This is a genomic window from Alcanivorax sp. HI0083 (genome assembly GCF_001635175.1).
This window is the reverse complement of the sequence record NZ_LWFX01001652.1, coordinates 1-14,059: the sequence shown is the minus strand read 5'-3', so window position 1 is coordinate 14,059 and position 14,059 is coordinate 1. Positions and strand designations below refer to the sequence as shown.

Annotated in this window: 13 protein-coding genes; all 13 read left to right on the top strand. The window is 57.8% G+C overall.

Features of this window, described 5'->3' with window-relative positions; genetic code table 11:
- The coding region (locus tag A3754_RS24315; protein WP_156497202.1) for a ribosome-recycling factor at nt 1–205 on the top strand (205 nt) is incomplete at its 5' end.
- 76 nt (nt 206–281) lie between these two features.
- Nucleotides 282–1,064, top strand: a complete 783-nt coding sequence (uppS, locus tag A3754_RS24310) for a polyprenyl diphosphate synthase (RefSeq protein WP_063521579.1) — start codon at nt 282–284, stop codon at nt 1,062–1,064.
- On the top strand, nt 1,064–1,888 hold the full coding sequence (locus A3754_RS24305) for a phosphatidate cytidylyltransferase (RefSeq protein WP_063521578.1): 825 nt from the start codon (nt 1,064–1,066) through the stop codon (nt 1,886–1,888). Before uppS ends, A3754_RS24305 begins: the two co-directional genes overlap by 1 nt.
- Nucleotides 1,885–3,099 carry a 1-deoxy-D-xylulose-5-phosphate reductoisomerase gene (ispC, locus tag A3754_RS24300; protein ID WP_063521577.1) on the top strand — a complete coding sequence of 405 codons (1,215 nt, stop codon included), beginning with the start codon at nt 1,885–1,887 and terminating at the stop codon, nt 3,097–3,099. The genes A3754_RS24305 and ispC overlap by 4 nt, the downstream gene beginning before the upstream one ends.
- Nucleotides 3,093–4,400 carry an RIP metalloprotease RseP gene (gene rseP / locus A3754_RS24295; RefSeq protein WP_063521576.1) on the top strand — a complete coding sequence of 436 codons (1,308 nt, stop codon included), beginning with the start codon at nt 3,093–3,095 and terminating at the stop codon, nt 4,398–4,400. Before ispC ends, rseP begins: the two co-directional genes overlap by 7 nt.
- On the top strand, nt 4,397–6,760 hold the full coding sequence (gene bamA / locus A3754_RS24290) for an outer membrane protein assembly factor BamA (RefSeq protein ID WP_082872231.1): 2,364 nt from the start codon (nt 4,397–4,399) through the stop codon (nt 6,758–6,760). Before rseP ends, bamA begins: the two co-directional genes overlap by 4 nt.
- Before the next feature lie 10 nt (nt 6,761–6,770).
- Nucleotides 6,771–7,268: an OmpH family outer membrane protein gene (locus A3754_RS24285; protein WP_063521575.1), complete on the top strand. Its 498-nt coding sequence runs from the start codon at nt 6,771–6,773 to the stop codon at nt 7,266–7,268.
- Complete coding sequence (lpxD, locus tag A3754_RS24280; protein WP_063521574.1) at nt 7,268–8,278, top strand: UDP-3-O-(3-hydroxymyristoyl)glucosamine N-acyltransferase; 1,011 nt, start codon at nt 7,268–7,270, stop codon at nt 8,276–8,278. Before A3754_RS24285 ends, lpxD begins: the two co-directional genes overlap by 1 nt.
- Nucleotides 8,279–8,315: 37 nt before the next feature.
- Complete coding sequence (fabZ, locus tag A3754_RS24275) at nt 8,316–8,756, top strand: 3-hydroxyacyl-ACP dehydratase FabZ (RefSeq protein ID WP_231880776.1); 441 nt, start codon at nt 8,316–8,318, stop codon at nt 8,754–8,756.
- A 73-nt stretch (nt 8,757–8,829) separates the two neighbouring features.
- Complete coding sequence (lpxA, locus tag A3754_RS24270; RefSeq protein ID WP_063521572.1) at nt 8,830–9,597, top strand: acyl-ACP--UDP-N-acetylglucosamine O-acyltransferase; 768 nt, start codon at nt 8,830–8,832, stop codon at nt 9,595–9,597.
- Between the two features lies 1 nt (nt 9,598).
- Nucleotides 9,599–10,750 (top strand): lipid-A-disaccharide synthase, encoded by a 1,152-nt coding sequence (gene lpxB / locus A3754_RS24265; RefSeq protein ID WP_063521571.1) that lies wholly within the window; start codon nt 9,599–9,601, stop codon nt 10,748–10,750.
- On the top strand, nt 10,750–11,412 hold the full coding sequence (gene rnhB / locus A3754_RS24260) for a ribonuclease HII (protein ID WP_197468840.1): 663 nt from the start codon (nt 10,750–10,752) through the stop codon (nt 11,410–11,412). The genes lpxB and rnhB overlap by 1 nt, the downstream gene beginning before the upstream one ends.
- Nucleotides 11,409–14,059 (top strand): DNA polymerase III subunit alpha (dnaE, locus tag A3754_RS24255; protein WP_063521570.1); only part of this gene is annotated, 2,651 nt, incomplete at its 3' end. The genes rnhB and dnaE, both read left to right, overlap by 4 nt.

Here is a 14,059-nt window from a genome sequence, read left to right as displayed (position 1 = left end):
CGCAGAAGCTGAACAGGCTCGTGTCTCTATTCGCAACATTCGCCGTGACGCCAACAGCGACCTGAAAGAGCTACTCAAGGAAAAAGAAATTTCCGAGGATGAGCAGCGCCGTGGCGAAGAACAGATCCAGCAGCTCACCGATAAAATGGTGGCGGAAGTGGAAAATGTTCTGAAAGAGAAAGAAGAGGAATTGATGACCGTTTAATCGCGGCTTGCGAACGGTAATCTGACTGACATTTCGGGCTGCGCGTCAGCCCGTTTTTATTATTGGCGGATGCAGTATGGCCGACAATCAACCGCATTCCAGTGCCCCCGATCTCGATTCCCACCAGGGCAGTGTGCCTCGCCATGTGGCGATCATCATGGACGGCAACAACCGCTGGGCCCGTAAGCAGGGTTTACCGGGAGAGGAAGGGCATCGCGCCGGTGAGGCAACGGTGCAGGCGATCATTCGCCAGGCTGCCCAGCGGAGCATAGAGGCGTTGACGCTTTTCGCGTTCAGCTCGGAAAACTGGCGCCGGCCCCAGTCTGAAGTGGATCACCTGATGGCTTTGTTCCTCAAGGCATTGGGTGGCCGGGTTGAAGAGCTGCATGGCCATGGTGTACGCATCCGTTTTATTGGTGACCGCTCAGCGTTCGCAGCGGACCTGCAGGACGGCATGGCCGAGGCGGAATCGTTGACGGCCGCGAACAACCGCATGACGGTGGTGATCGCGGTGAATTATGGCGGGCAGTGGGATATTGCCCATGCCGCCCGGATAATGGCGGAAAAAGTGGCCGCCGGTGAGATGCAGCCAGAGCAGATCAGCGCGGAGTCCATGGCGCCGCAGCTGTCCATGGCGGATTTACCGCCCCCGGATTTGCTGATTCGCACTGGTGGCGATCAAAGAATAAGCAACTTTTTGTTGTGGCAACTGGCTTACAGTGAACTGTATTTCTCACCGTTGTTGTGGCCAGATTTTGACGCTGATGCCTTTGATGCAGCGTTACAGGATTTTGCTGGCCGCCAGCGACGCTTTGGTCGTTCCGGTGAGGAAGTGGCCAGCTTGAGTGGAGAACAATAATGCTAAAGCTGCGCGTGATTACCGCGCTGGTGCTGCTGCCAATCGTGCTGGCCGCCGTTTTCGGGCTGGATCGCCTACCGTTTGCCCTTGTGGCCGGGGTGTTTTTTGTCTTGGCTGGCTGGGAATGGGCGGCCATGATGGGCAAGATTAGCCTGACTGTGCGTTTGGCCTGGGTGGCGGCACTGGCTGTGGCGATGGCCGCAGCGGAGTATTTTCATCCCGCCTGGTTGCTTAATGCGATTCCCGTGTGGTGGTTGCTCGCGCTGGTGTTGGTGGTGGGATACCCGGGCAATGCTCGCGTCTGGTACCGCCCTGCGCTGATGGCGCTGGTGGGCCTGTTGTTGCTGGTTCCGTCCTGGGCCGCCATTGTGCAATTGCAGAGCAATGGTGCCCTGGGCCTGGCGGGCCCCTGGGCGCTGATGTTTATTCTTCTGTGGGTGTGGGCGGCGGATACCGGTGCGTATTTTGCCGGTCGCACCTTTGGCAAACACAAGCTGGCCCCGCTGGTGAGCCCAGGCAAGACCATTGAAGGCCTGTTGGGTGGTGTCGCTCTGGCGCTGGTTGTTGTGGCAGGTGTGTACGCTGCAGGCCTGCTGGACGCCCAGTTGTGGCCGTTAATGCTAGTGGCCTTGTTTACTGTGCTGGCGTCAGCCCTGGGCGACCTGTTTGAAAGCATGGTAAAGCGCGAGCGCGGCTTCAAGGACAGCGGCACCATCCTGCCCGGTCACGGCGGTATGCTGGACCGCATCGATAGCGTCACAGCGGCCATGCCCATCGCTCTGGCCGGGTTCAACTGGTTTGCCCTGCCGGGAGGCAGTTTGTGACACCCTCTGCAAGCGATTCACACCGCGTTCCTCGCTCTGGCAGGCAGCGCCTGACGTTGCTGGGGGCCACGGGCAGCATTGGTCAGCAAACCCTGGATGTGGTGGTGCGTCACCCGGAGCGCTATGAGGTGTTTGCGGTCACTGCCGGTACCCAGTGGCAGGCCATGGCGCGGCTGTGCGAAACGGTACAGCCGCGTTATGCGGCCATGGCAGACCCCGCCGCCGCCACGGCGCTGCGGAACCATCTGGGTAGGGCTGGGTCACAGGTAGAGGTTCTGGCAGGCCCTGAATCTCTCTGTGAGCTGGCGGCTCACCCGGATGCGGATACGGTGGTGGCAGGCATTGTCGGTGCTGCCGGTGTGCGTCCGACTCTGGCTGCGGTGGAGGCAGGCAAGCGGGTGCTGCTGGCCAACAAGGAAGCGCTGGTCGTGACTGGGTCCTTGTTTATGGACGCAGTGAAGCGTCACGGGGCCACATTGCTGCCGCTGGATTCCGAGCACAACGCCATTTTTCAATGCTTGCCATCCGAAGGGGTCAACGCGGGGGTTGAGCGTCTGCTACTGACGGCATCTGGCGGCCCTTTCCGGGAGTTCAGCGCAGAACAGTTGCAAGCGGTCACCCCGGAGCAGGCGATTAAACATCCCAACTGGGATATGGGGCCGAAGATCTCTGTGGATTCCGCCACCTTGATGAACAAGGGGTTGGAGTTTATCGAGGCTTGCTGGTTGTTCGATGTACCGCCCGCCATGGTGGATGTGGTGGTGCACCCCCAGAGTGTGATTCACTCCATGGTCGCTTACCGAGATGGCTCGGTGTTGGCGCAGATGGGCACACCGGATATGCGTACCCCCATCGCCTGTGGTCTGTCGTGGCCGGAGCGGGTGGAATCCGGGGCCAAGCGGCTGGATTTTGCGGCGCTGGCCGGGCTGAATTTTGAATTGCCTGACCTGAAGCGGTTTCCCTGTCTGGGTCTGGCGCGTGATGCCATGGCCGCCGGCGGGACCGCAACGGCGGTGCTTAATGCGGCCAATGAAGAGGCTGTGGCGGCTTTTCTGAGCGGTCAACTCGATTTTATGGGCATTGCGGATGTGGTGGCGCGGACCCTGGAGCAGCAGGATGCGCCAGCCTGCCGGGATGTGGATGCGGTCATGGAGATTGATCGCCAGGCGCGGCAGGTTGCCCGCCGTTGGATTAAGGAGCGTGGATGCTGACGTTGCTGGCATTCGTCGTCACGATTGTAATCATTGTGGCTTTCCATGAATGGGGCCACTTTCTTGCTATGCGCGCCTTTGGCGTCCGCGTTCTGACCTTTTCTGTGGGCTTCGGCCCGAAAATCCTGCGTTTTACCGATAAGAAGGGCACTGAGTGGGTGATCAGCGCGATTCCCCTGGGTGGCTACGTGAAGCCGCTGGATGTCCGTGAAGATGAGACGGCGGAAGGTGCGCCGGGCGAATTTTCCGCCAAGCCGGCCTGGCAGCGCGTGATTACCTATGCGGCGGGCCCGGTGTTCAACTTTATCCTTGCCATGCTGATCTACTGGGTGTTGATGTTTGGCTACGGTCAACGTGGCCTGGAAGCCGTGGTGGGCCCGGTGACGCCGGATTCTGTCGCCGAGCAGGCCGGTTTTGTGCCCGGGGATCGCATCGTTGCAGTGGGCAACACCGAGCTGCAGGGCTGGCGCGCCTTCTACAACGAATTGATCCTGCATCTGGGCGAGCCGGATACCCTGGCGATCACCGTAGAGCAGGCTGGAGGTGGCATCACGGTTCGTGAGCTGGATACCTCGCCCTGGTCCGCGGATCTGGACAAGCCGCCCCTGGAAGCCCTGGGGCTCAATCAGGCCGTGGTTATCGGTGAGCTCCAGGCGGGCAGCCCGGCAGAGCAGGCCGGCCTGACCGGTGGTGATCAGGTGCTTACCCTGAACGCTGAACCGGTATTCAGCTGGTCCCAGTGGCAGGAAAGTATCATGGCTGCACCGGGTGAGTCCCTGGCTGTCGGTGTACTCCGCGGAACGCGCATTGAGACGCTCCAGGTGGTGCCAGCCACGGTGACCGAAAACGGTGAATCTTTTGGCCGTATCGGCGTGGGCCTGGGCGGCGTTTACCAGCAGGAATTTGGTGTGCTGGGGGCTGTCAGTGCGGCGAGCAGTCGCTTTGCCGAGCAGGTCAATGTGGTGGGCGCGAGCCTGGTGAAACTGGTCACCGGCAAGCTTTCTCTCGATAACCTGGGTGGCCCCATCACCATTGCCCAGGTGGCCGGCGAAAGTGCGTCCATTGGCATTGCCAGCTTCCTGGCATTGCTGGCTTACCTCAGCATCACGCTGGGGGTGATTAACCTTCTACCCGTACCAATGCTTGATGGCGGCTGGATTTTCTTTGGAATCATTGAAATGATTCGCGGTCGCAGTTTACCTGAGCGGTTCTTGATGGCCGCACAAGGTGTTGGGCTGACGCTCGTGGTCAGCTTCATGTTATTGGCCATTTACAACGACTTGGTGAAGCAGTTTTCATGAGATTTGGGGACATTCTGAGCAGCCCCCTGAAGGGCCTGCTAGCGGTTTTTTGCCTGTTGGCAGCACCGCTGCTAAATGCGGACACACAGTTACCGTTCAAGGTCCACGATATTCGTGTAGAAGGCCTCCAGCGTCTGCCTGTGGAGCGGGTCTACGCCTCCCTGCCGATTCAGGCTGGTGACACGGTTAACCGTGGTCAGGTGGTCGATGCGGTTCAGCGCCTTTTTGCCACCGGCAACTTTGAGGATGTGCAGCTGGGCCGTGACGGTGACGACCTGGTGGTGATTGTTGCCGAGCGCCCGAGTATTGCGCGTATCGAACTGTCTGGTAACAAATCCATTGACGAAGAAAATCTGCGCAAGGGCCTGACAGAGGCGGGGCTTGCTGAAGGTGAAGTGTTCCAGCGCTCTACCTTGCAGGCGATTGCGGGCGAACTGGAGCGCCAGTACGTCAGTCAGGGCCGCTACGGGGCAGATATCAAGACCGAATCGGTGGCGTTGCCGCGCAACCGGGTGGCTCTGAAGATCGAGATTTATGAAGGTAAAGCCGCGAGAATTCGCAATATCAACATCGTAGGCAATCAGCTGTTTGACGATGAAACCTTACTGGAAGATTTTGAGCTGCATTCTTCCGGCTTCTGGTCGTTCATCAAGGGCGATGACAAATACTCCCGGGAAAAACTGGGTGGCGACCTGGAGCGGCTGCGCTCCTATTACCTGGATCGTGGTTATATCAACTTTTCCATCGAATCGACCCAGGTGTCAGTCACTCCGGATCGTCGTAGTGTCTTTATCACCGTGAATGTTGCCGAAGGCGAACAATACACCGTCAATGAGGTGAATCTGGCTGGTGACCTGGTGGTGGAAGAGGAACAGTTGCGTCCCTTGTTGATCGTTAAGAAAGGGCAGGTGTTCAGCCAACAACTGGTGACCTATACCAATGATCTGATCAAACGCCGTCTCGGCAATGAAGGTTACACTTTCGCGGAAGTTAACGGCCGTGAGCATAATGCCAATGACGAGGATCACACTGTTGACGTGACCTTCTATGTGGATCCTGGCCGCAAGGTCTATGTCCGCCGGATCAACTTTAGTGGTAACGCCAAGACCGACGACGAAGTGCTGCGCCGTGAGCTGCGTCAGTTCGAACAGGCGCCGGCAAACACCTCATTGGTCGACTTGTCTCGTCAACGTTTGCAGCGCCTGGGTTACTTCAGTGTGGTAGAAGCGGACACGCCGCGGGTGCCCAATGCGGATGATCTGGTGGATGTGAACTACAAGGTGGAAGAGCAGCCTTCCGGCTCCATCGGTGCCAACGTGGGTTTCTCCGACGCTTCCGGTTTTATCTTCGGTGCCAACGTGACCCAGAATAACTGGCGCGGTAGTGGTAACCGGGTCTCCTTTGCGCTGAGCCGCTCCGACATCCGTGATTCCTACAGCTTTTCTCATTACAACCCGTATTACACCTTGGACGGGGTAAGCCGGGGCTTCAGCCTGTTCTATTCCGAAATTGATTTCGATGAAACCACGGTGGCCTCCTATGCGGCGGATCGTCTGGGTGGCTCGGTGACGTTTGGTTATCCCATCTCGGAATATTCCCGTCTGAGCTTCGGTGCCACCTACGAGAAAACCGACATTACCACCGGTGATTTCGTGGCCGTGGATATTGCCAACTTCCTGATCGAAGAGGGCACCAAGTTCAATGAATACAAGGCCAATGCCTCACTGCAGACCAGCACCCTGAACCGGGGCATCCTGCCTGATCGCGGTTGGTCGAGTACCCTTGGCTTTGAAGTGGCGGTGCCGGGGTCCGATTACGGCTTCTACAAGCTGAACTGGACCGGGCAGAAATATTTCCCCATTACCCAGCGCTGGACGCTGCGCACCCGTGCTGATGTGGCCTATGGTGATGGCTACGGCGACGACACGGTGCTGCCGTTCTTCGAGAACTATTATTCAGGCGGTATCGGCTCCGTGCGTGGCTACGAGTCTCGCTCCCTGGGGCCACGCTCTGAAGGCTTGAGTTATTACCTCAATGGCACCACGGATCCCAGCCCGGATCCCATCGGCGGCAACTTCCTGACAGAAGCGAGCATGGAGCTGATTTTCCCGACGCCCTTTGCGCCGGAGTCACGAAGCGTGAGAACCTTCCTGTTCGTGGATGCGGGGAACGTGTTTGAAACCGAGCGGGATGATATTTTTGCGGACTTTGAGCCACAGGATATTCGTACCTCTGCCGGTATCGGGCTGACCTGGTTGACGGCCATCGGGCCGCTCAGCTTCAACCTCGCCAAGGCGCTGAACGACCAGCCAGGCGACGACACGGAAGTATTCCAATTTTCTCTGGGACAGACTTTTTAGGAGTTTAATAATGATGAAAAAAACACTGGTAGCACTGACACTTATTCTGCCTTCACTGGGCATGGCTGATGCCTCCGTTGGGGTTCTCGATCCGATTGCTGCATTGCAATCGTCGGATAACGTGAAAGCAAAAATGTCATCCCTGGAAAATGAACTGTCTGCCGATGAGCAAAAGCTCAACGCTCTGCAGAATGATGTGCAGAAACTGCAGCAAAAATTGCAAAAAGAAGCCATGACCATGTCAGCGGATCAGCAAGACACGTTGAAGACGCAAGGTCAGCAGAAAATGATCGAAATCCAGAGCCTGCAGCGCAAGCTGCAAAAGCGTGCCAACGAAGCGCAGCGTGACATTCTGGAAGAAATGCAGCCGAAACTGAAAACCGCCATGGAAGCCGTGGCCAAGCGTGAAAAGCTGGATGTGGTTCTCAATGCCCAGGCGGTGATGTACACCAAGCCTGACCTGGACATTACCGAGGCTGTGGGCAAACAACTGAACAGCATGAAATAATGCTGACCCTCGGAGAACTTGCAGAAAAGCTGGGTGCGGAGCTGGTCGGAGAGGCCAGCCACGTAGTCGATGGTCTGGGCACGATCCAGTCCGCGTCACCCAGCCAGCTTACCTTTCTTGCCAACCCTCGTTATCGGTCGTTTTTGGAACAGACCGGCGCGGGGGCGGTGCTGATCCCTGAGTCTCAGCGGGAATATTGCCCGGTTGCGGCCTTGATCGTTAAAGATCCGTACCTCGCGTTTGCCAAAGCCAGTGCGTTTTTTGAGGTTGCACCACAACCGCAGGCGGGTGTGCATCCTGCTGCTGTGGTTGATGCAGCGGCACAGATTGCTGATTCAGCCTCTATTGGCCCGAACGTGGTGGTGGAAGCGGATGTGACGGTGGGAGAGGGTGCTGTCATCATGGCGAACAGCGTGGTGGGGGCTGGTTCGCGTATCGGGGATCAGTGTCGAATTTGGCCAAATGTTACAATTTACCATGGNGTCACACTGGGTCCGCGCACTATCATACACGCCAATTGCGTGATCGGTGGCGATGGTTTCGGTTTCGCCTTTAATGGCGCGGGTTGGACCAAGCTTCACCAGGTCGGTGGTGTCACCATCGGTGCCGATGTGGAAATTGGCGCTGGCACCACAGTAGATCGTGGGGCAATCGAAGATACCATCATTGGTAATGGCGTGATTCTGGACAATCAGATTCAGGTCGCGCACAACGTTGTCATTGGTGATCATACCGCTATCGCCGGGAAAGCTGGCATCGCTGGTTCAGCCAAAATCGGTTCCTTCTGCCTGATTGGTGGAGCGGCCGGTATCGCTGGTCACATCGAGGTGTGTGACAAGGTGCAAATTCTGGCCATGTCACTGGTCTCCAGCTCTATCAAGGAACCGGGTACCTATGGTTCTGCGTTGCCCGTGGATAGCCAATCCCGCTATCGTAGGAACGTGGCGCGTTTCCGGAATCTGGATGATCTGGCCCGCCGTGTGCGCAAGCTTGAGCGTTTAAGCGACTAATTATCCGCGATTTGCGGTACTTGCCTGTGTGGAACACATGATGATGGATATTCAAGCGGTCAGGGAATACCTGCCCCATCGTTACCCTTTTTTGTTGATTGACCGGGTGTTGAATCTCGAGCCCGGGAAGCGGATTGAAGCGTTGAAAAACGTGACGATCAACGAGCCGTTCTTCAATGGCCATTTTCCTGACGAGCCCATCATGCCCGGCGTATTGATCATCGAAGCGATGGCGCAGGCTGCAGGCATTCTGGGTTTTGTGACGGAAAATAAAAAACCCTCAGACGGCTATATCTATCTGCTGGTGGGGACTGACAAGGCGCGCTTCAAGCGTCGTGTGATCCCGGGGGATACTCTCCACCTGTTCGCTGAATATGTGGTGGTAAAACGCAATATTCTGAAATTCACCTGTGAGGCGCAGGTAGATGGGAAAACGGTTGCCAGCGCAGAAATGCTGGTTGCTGAGCAAAAAGTCTGATCCCCACCCGTACGCCAGTGCGAGGCTGGCGTATACTGCCTGCCACCATCATCAAAATAAAAGTGACTAGTCCATGATTCATCCGACCGCCCTTATTGATCCGGCCGCGGAGCTTGCAGAGGATGTGCAGGTGGGTCCGTACTCCATTATTGGCCCCGACGTGAAAATCGGTGCGGGCACCGTAGTGGCGTCCCATGTTGTCATCAAAGGGCCGACCACCATTGGTCGCAATAACCACATCTTCCAGTTCGCGTCCGTCGGCGAGGACTGCCAGGACAAGAAGTACAACGGGGAACCGACTCGTCTGGAAATTGGCGACGACAATGTCATCCGTGAATCGGTCACCATTCATCGCGGTACCATTCAGGACAATTCCCTGACTAAAATCGGTAGTCGTAACTTGCTGATGGCCTATGTGCATGTGGCGCATGACTGCATGATTGGCGATGACTGTATTTTTGCCAACAATGCCTCGGTGGCGGGCCATGCTCATGTGGGCAATGGCGTGATTCTCGGCGGCATGACCGGTGTGCACCAGTTCTGCAAAATTGGCTCCTACGCCATGACCTCCGGCTGTTCGCTGGTGCTGAAAGATATTCCGGCTTACGTGATGGTGTCCGGCAACCCGGCCAGCGCCCGCAGTATGAACTTTGAGGGCATGCGCCGTCGTGGCTGGTCCAAAGATGTGGTTAGCAGCCTGCGCAAGGCCTATAAGGTGGTCTACCGCCAGGGGCTCACATTGGAACAGGCGCTGGCCGAACTGGAAGCCATGGAACCGTCGGATGCGCTGCAGATCTTCATCGATTCCCTGAAAGCCTCTGAGCGCGGTATCACCCGCTGACATGGCACAGCGCAAGGACGCACCGCTGGTCGCACTGATTGCCGGGGAAGCTTCCGGGGATATTCTTGGTGCGGGCCTGATGCAGGCCCTTGCTGCCCGTTATCCCGGTGCCCGGTTTATCGGTGTCGGTGGCGAAGAGATGGCCCAGGCAGGGCTCACCAGCTTGTTCCCCATGGAAAAACTGTCGGTGATGGGAATCACCGAAGTGCTTTCCCATCTGCCTGAGTTGCTGCGTCTGCGTAAATCCCTGGTCCGCTTTCTGCTGGAACAGAAACCGGATGTAGTCATCGGGATTGATTCCCCGGATTTCACTTTGCCCATTGCGCGTCGGCTCCACGATCGCGGCCTGAAAACCGTGCACTATGTGAGCCCGTCGGTCTGGGCCTGGCGGCAGGGGCGTATCAAGGGCATCAAGAAAAGCATTGATCTGATGCTGACCCTGTTGCCGTTTGAAGCCCGGTTCTATGAGCAGCATCAGGTACCGGTGGCCTTTGTGGGCCACCCGCTGGCCGACCGAATACCCCTGGAGACGGATGTGCCGGGAGCTCGCAAGGCACTGGGCCTGGATCCACAAGCGCGCATTCTGGCCGTGCTGCCGGGCAGTCGGGGCGGGGAAGTGGGGCAGTTGATGCCCGCCTTTCTGGAGGCCATGGTAGTGCTGAATCAGCAGGATCCGGCGCTGCATTATGTGATTCCTGCGGCCAATAATGCCCGCCGTGAGCAAATCCAGGCACTGCTGGACGCCCAGCCTGATTTGCCTGTGTCGCTGGTGGATGGCCAGAGCCGTACGGTAATGGCCGCCGCTGATGTGGTGCTCATGGCATCCGGCACTGCTACCCTGGAAGGTTTGTTGCTGACCAAACCCATGGTGGTAGGCTATCGGGTCGGGGCGGTGACCTACGCCATCGTCAGCCGTTTGATAAAGAGTGAATTCGTATCACTGCCGAACCTGTTATGTCGGCAGGAAATGGTGCCAGAACTGATTCAGGAAGCGCTGACCACGGATGCGATTGTCACTGCTGTGCGCCGCTGGTTCGATCAGCCTGAGCTGGCCCAGGCCCTGAAAGCTCGCTTCCAGGACGTACATCAACAGCTTCGCGGTGGCGCCAGCGAGAAAGCGGCGGCGGCCGTTGCCCAATTGCTGGAGGCCTGATGGCACAAACGCAGCAGCGTGACCCCTTTGCCGAGTATGCCCTGGCAGATCCCTTTATTCCTTCTGCCTTTCTCTGGCAGCCGGGCATGCATGTGGCGGGCGTTGACGAAGTGGGCCGTGGCCCTTTGGTCGGTGCGGTGGTAACCGCGGCGGTTGTCCTGGATCCGCAACACCCCATAATGGGCCTGGCTGACTCCAAAAAAATCAGTGAAAAGAAACGCTTAGCGCTGGAATCTGAGATCAAATCTCATGCTCTGGGTTGGGCGCTGGGGCGGGCTGAGCCGGCTGAAATCGACGAACTGAATATTCTGCATGCCACCATGCTGGCGATGCAGCGAGCCGTGGAAGCGTTACCCCTGGTGGCGCAGGCGGTGCTCATTGATGGCAATCGGGTGCCGGCGTTGCCCTGTCCGGCGGAGGCGGTGGTAAAAGGGGATGGGCGCGTACCGGCCATCTCTGCCGCTTCGATTCTGGCCAAAGTGGCGCGAGATCGGGAAATGCATGCGCTCCACGAACGCTACCCCCAATATGGCTTCGACCGCCACAAAGGCTACCCGACAGCGGTACACATGGCGGCCCTGGAACAACATGGCGCCCTGGCCGAGCATCGCCGCTCCTTTGGCCCGGTCGCCACCGCAATTGCACAAGGGAACCTGTTTTGAGCGATCCCCGTTTTGTCCACCTGCGCTTGCATACTGACTATTCGTTGGTCGATGGCGTTGTGCGGGTCAAGGAACTGATCAAGACCTGCGTGAATGACCGGATCCCGGCGGTGGCGGTCACCGACGATTCGAACCTGTTTGCGCTGATCAAGTTTTATCAGAATGCCATGAATGCGGGGATCAAGCCGCTGATGGGCGCCGACCTGTGGGTGCAGGGCACCCACATAGAGGAGCCCGCTTGCCTGTCGTTTCTGGTGCTCAACGAAGTGGGCTACCAGAACCTGACCTTGCTTATCAGTCGCGCCTGGCAAACTAACCAGGACCGGGGCCGAGCGCTGGTGAAGCCGGAATGGGTAGCAGAGCTGAACGAAGGGCTGATTGTGCTTTCTGCTGCCTCCCAGGGTGAAGTGGGGCAACTGCTGCTGGCTGAAAAGTATGAGCAGGCACAACAGTATGCGAGCTGGCTTGCCTCTGTATATGGCGACCGCTTCTATCTGGAAGTGCAGCGGACCTCGCGCCCGGGCGACGAAGATTGCCTGCATGCCAGCGTTGCGCTGGCAGGGCAACTGGGATTGCCGGTGGTGGCGACCAACGATGTGCGCTTTCTGCGCCGGGAAGATTTCGAAGCCCACGAATCCCGGGTGTGCATCCATGATGGCAACACCCTGGACGATCCGCGTCGGCCGAAGAAATACTCCGAAGAGCAGTATCTGAAATCCGCCGATGAAATGGCGGCGCTGTTTTCTGATCTGCCCGAAGCGCTTGCGAATACGGTAGAGATCGCCCGCCGCTGTACTTTGGACATTCGCCTGGGGGAAAACTTCCTGCCGGACTTCCCGATTCCGGAAGGCATGACCATCGAGCAGTATTTTGAAAAAGTCTCCCGCGATGGGCTGGAAGAGCGCCTCAAAACGCTGCTGGATGTGAATGACCCCGAGTATGCGGTAAAGCGCAAAGATTATGATGATCGGCTGACCTTCGAGCTGGATATCATCAACCAGATGGGGTTCCCCGGTTACTTCCTGATCGTTGCCGACTTTATTCAGTGGGGCAAGGACAACGAAGTGCCGGTAGGCCCGGGCCGGGGGTCCGGTGCCGGTTCCCTGGTGGCCTATGCCATGAAGATTACCGACCTGGATCCCATCGGCTACGACTTGCTGTTCGAACGTTTCCTTAACCCGGAACGGGTCTCCATGCCCGACTTTGACGTCGACTTCTGCATGGAAAAACGCGACCGCGTAATCAACTACGTGGCGGACAAGTACGGCCGTGATGCGGTGAGCCAGATCATCACCTTCGGCACCATGGCCGCCAAGGCGGTGGTGCGCGACGTGGCGCGGGTGCAGGGCAAGCCCTACGGCCTGGCTGATCGCTTGTCCAAGATGATCCCGGGCATTCCGGGCATGACGCTGACCAAGGCTCTGGAGCAGGAAGAAACCCTGCGCGAATTCCTGGAAAGCGATGAAAATTCCGACAAGGACGCAGCCAACGAAATCATGGAAATGGCCTTCAAACTGGAAGGCCTGACCCGGAACGTGGGCAAGCACGCCGGGGGCGTGGTAATCGCGCCGGGCAAGCTGACGGACTTCGCGCCGCTGTACTGTGAAGAAGACGGCACCAACCTGGTTACCCAGTACGACAAGGATGATGTGGAATCCGCCGGCCTGGTGAAGTTTGACTTCCTTGGCCTGAAAACCCTGACCATCATTGATTGGGCCGTAAAAGCCGCCAACGTGAAGCGCGGCCGTGAAGGGCTGGACGATCTGGTTATTGACCACATTCCGCTGGACGACGGCCCCAGTTTTGACCTGCTCAAACGGGGCGACACCACGGCGGTGTTCCAGCTGGAAAGTCAGGGCATGAAGGAGCTGATCAAAAAACTCCAGCCCGACGTATTCGAAGATATTATCGCGCTGGTGGCCCTGTATCGTCCCGGGCCGCTGGAATCCGGCATGGTTGATAACTTCGTGAACCGTAAGCACGGTCGCGAACCGCTGGCCTACCCGGATCCACAGTACCAGCACGAGTGGCTGGAGCCGATCCTGAAACCCTCCTACGGGGTTATCCTGTATCAGGAGCAGGTGATGCAGATTGCCCAGGAGCTGGCCGGCTACACGCTGGGCGGCGCTGACATGCTGCGCCGGGCCATGGGCAAGAAAAAGCCTGAAGAAATGGCCAAGCAGCGGGCGATCTTCGAAGAAGGGGCGAAAGGAAAGGGCGTTGACCCGGACCTGGCCATGAAGATCTTCGACCTGGTGGAAAAGTTCGCAGGCTACGGGTTCAACAAATCCCACTCTGCGGCCTATGCGCTTGTCGCTTACCAAACTGCCTGGCTCAAGGTTCACTACCCGGCGGAATTCATGGCGGCCACCATTTCTGCCGATATGCAGAACACCGACAAGGTGGTGACCTTCATTGATGAATGCAAAACCATGGGTTTGCAGGTATTGCCGCCGGATGTGAATTCCTGTGGCTACCGCTTCACCGTGAACCCGGAGGGCGACATTGTTTATGGGTTGGGGGCCATCAAGGGGCTGGGTGAAGGTCCCATCGATGCCATCGTATCGGCGCGGGCAGATGGCGGTGAGTTCAAGGACCTGTTTGATTTTTGTCGCCGCATTGACCTGAAAAAAATCAACCGTCGTTC

Bases quoted from the DNA above. Each gene is read 5' to 3' on its own strand.
- fabZ (WP_231880776.1), top strand. From the start codon at position 8,316: ATGATGATGGATATTCAAGCGGTCAGGGAATACCTGCCCCATCGTTAC.
- uppS (WP_063521579.1), top strand. From the start codon at position 282: ATGGCCGACAATCAACCGCATTCCAGTGCCCCCGATCTCGATTCCCAC.
- bamA (WP_082872231.1), top strand. From the start codon at position 4,397: ATGAGATTTGGGGACATTCTGAGCAGCCCCCTGAAGGGCCTGCTAGCG.
- A3754_RS24305 (WP_063521578.1), top strand. From the start codon at position 1,064: ATGCTAAAGCTGCGCGTGATTACCGCGCTGGTGCTGCTGCCAATCGTG.
- lpxA (WP_063521572.1), top strand. From the start codon at position 8,830: ATGATTCATCCGACCGCCCTTATTGATCCGGCCGCGGAGCTTGCAGAG.
- A3754_RS24285 (WP_063521575.1), top strand. From the start codon at position 6,771: ATGATGAAAAAAACACTGGTAGCACTGACACTTATTCTGCCTTCACTG.
- rseP (WP_063521576.1), top strand. From the start codon at position 3,093: ATGCTGACGTTGCTGGCATTCGTCGTCACGATTGTAATCATTGTGGCT.
- rnhB (WP_197468840.1), top strand. From the start codon at position 10,750: ATGGCACAAACGCAGCAGCGTGACCCCTTTGCCGAGTATGCCCTGGCA.
- lpxB (WP_063521571.1), top strand. From the start codon at position 9,599: ATGGCACAGCGCAAGGACGCACCGCTGGTCGCACTGATTGCCGGGGAA.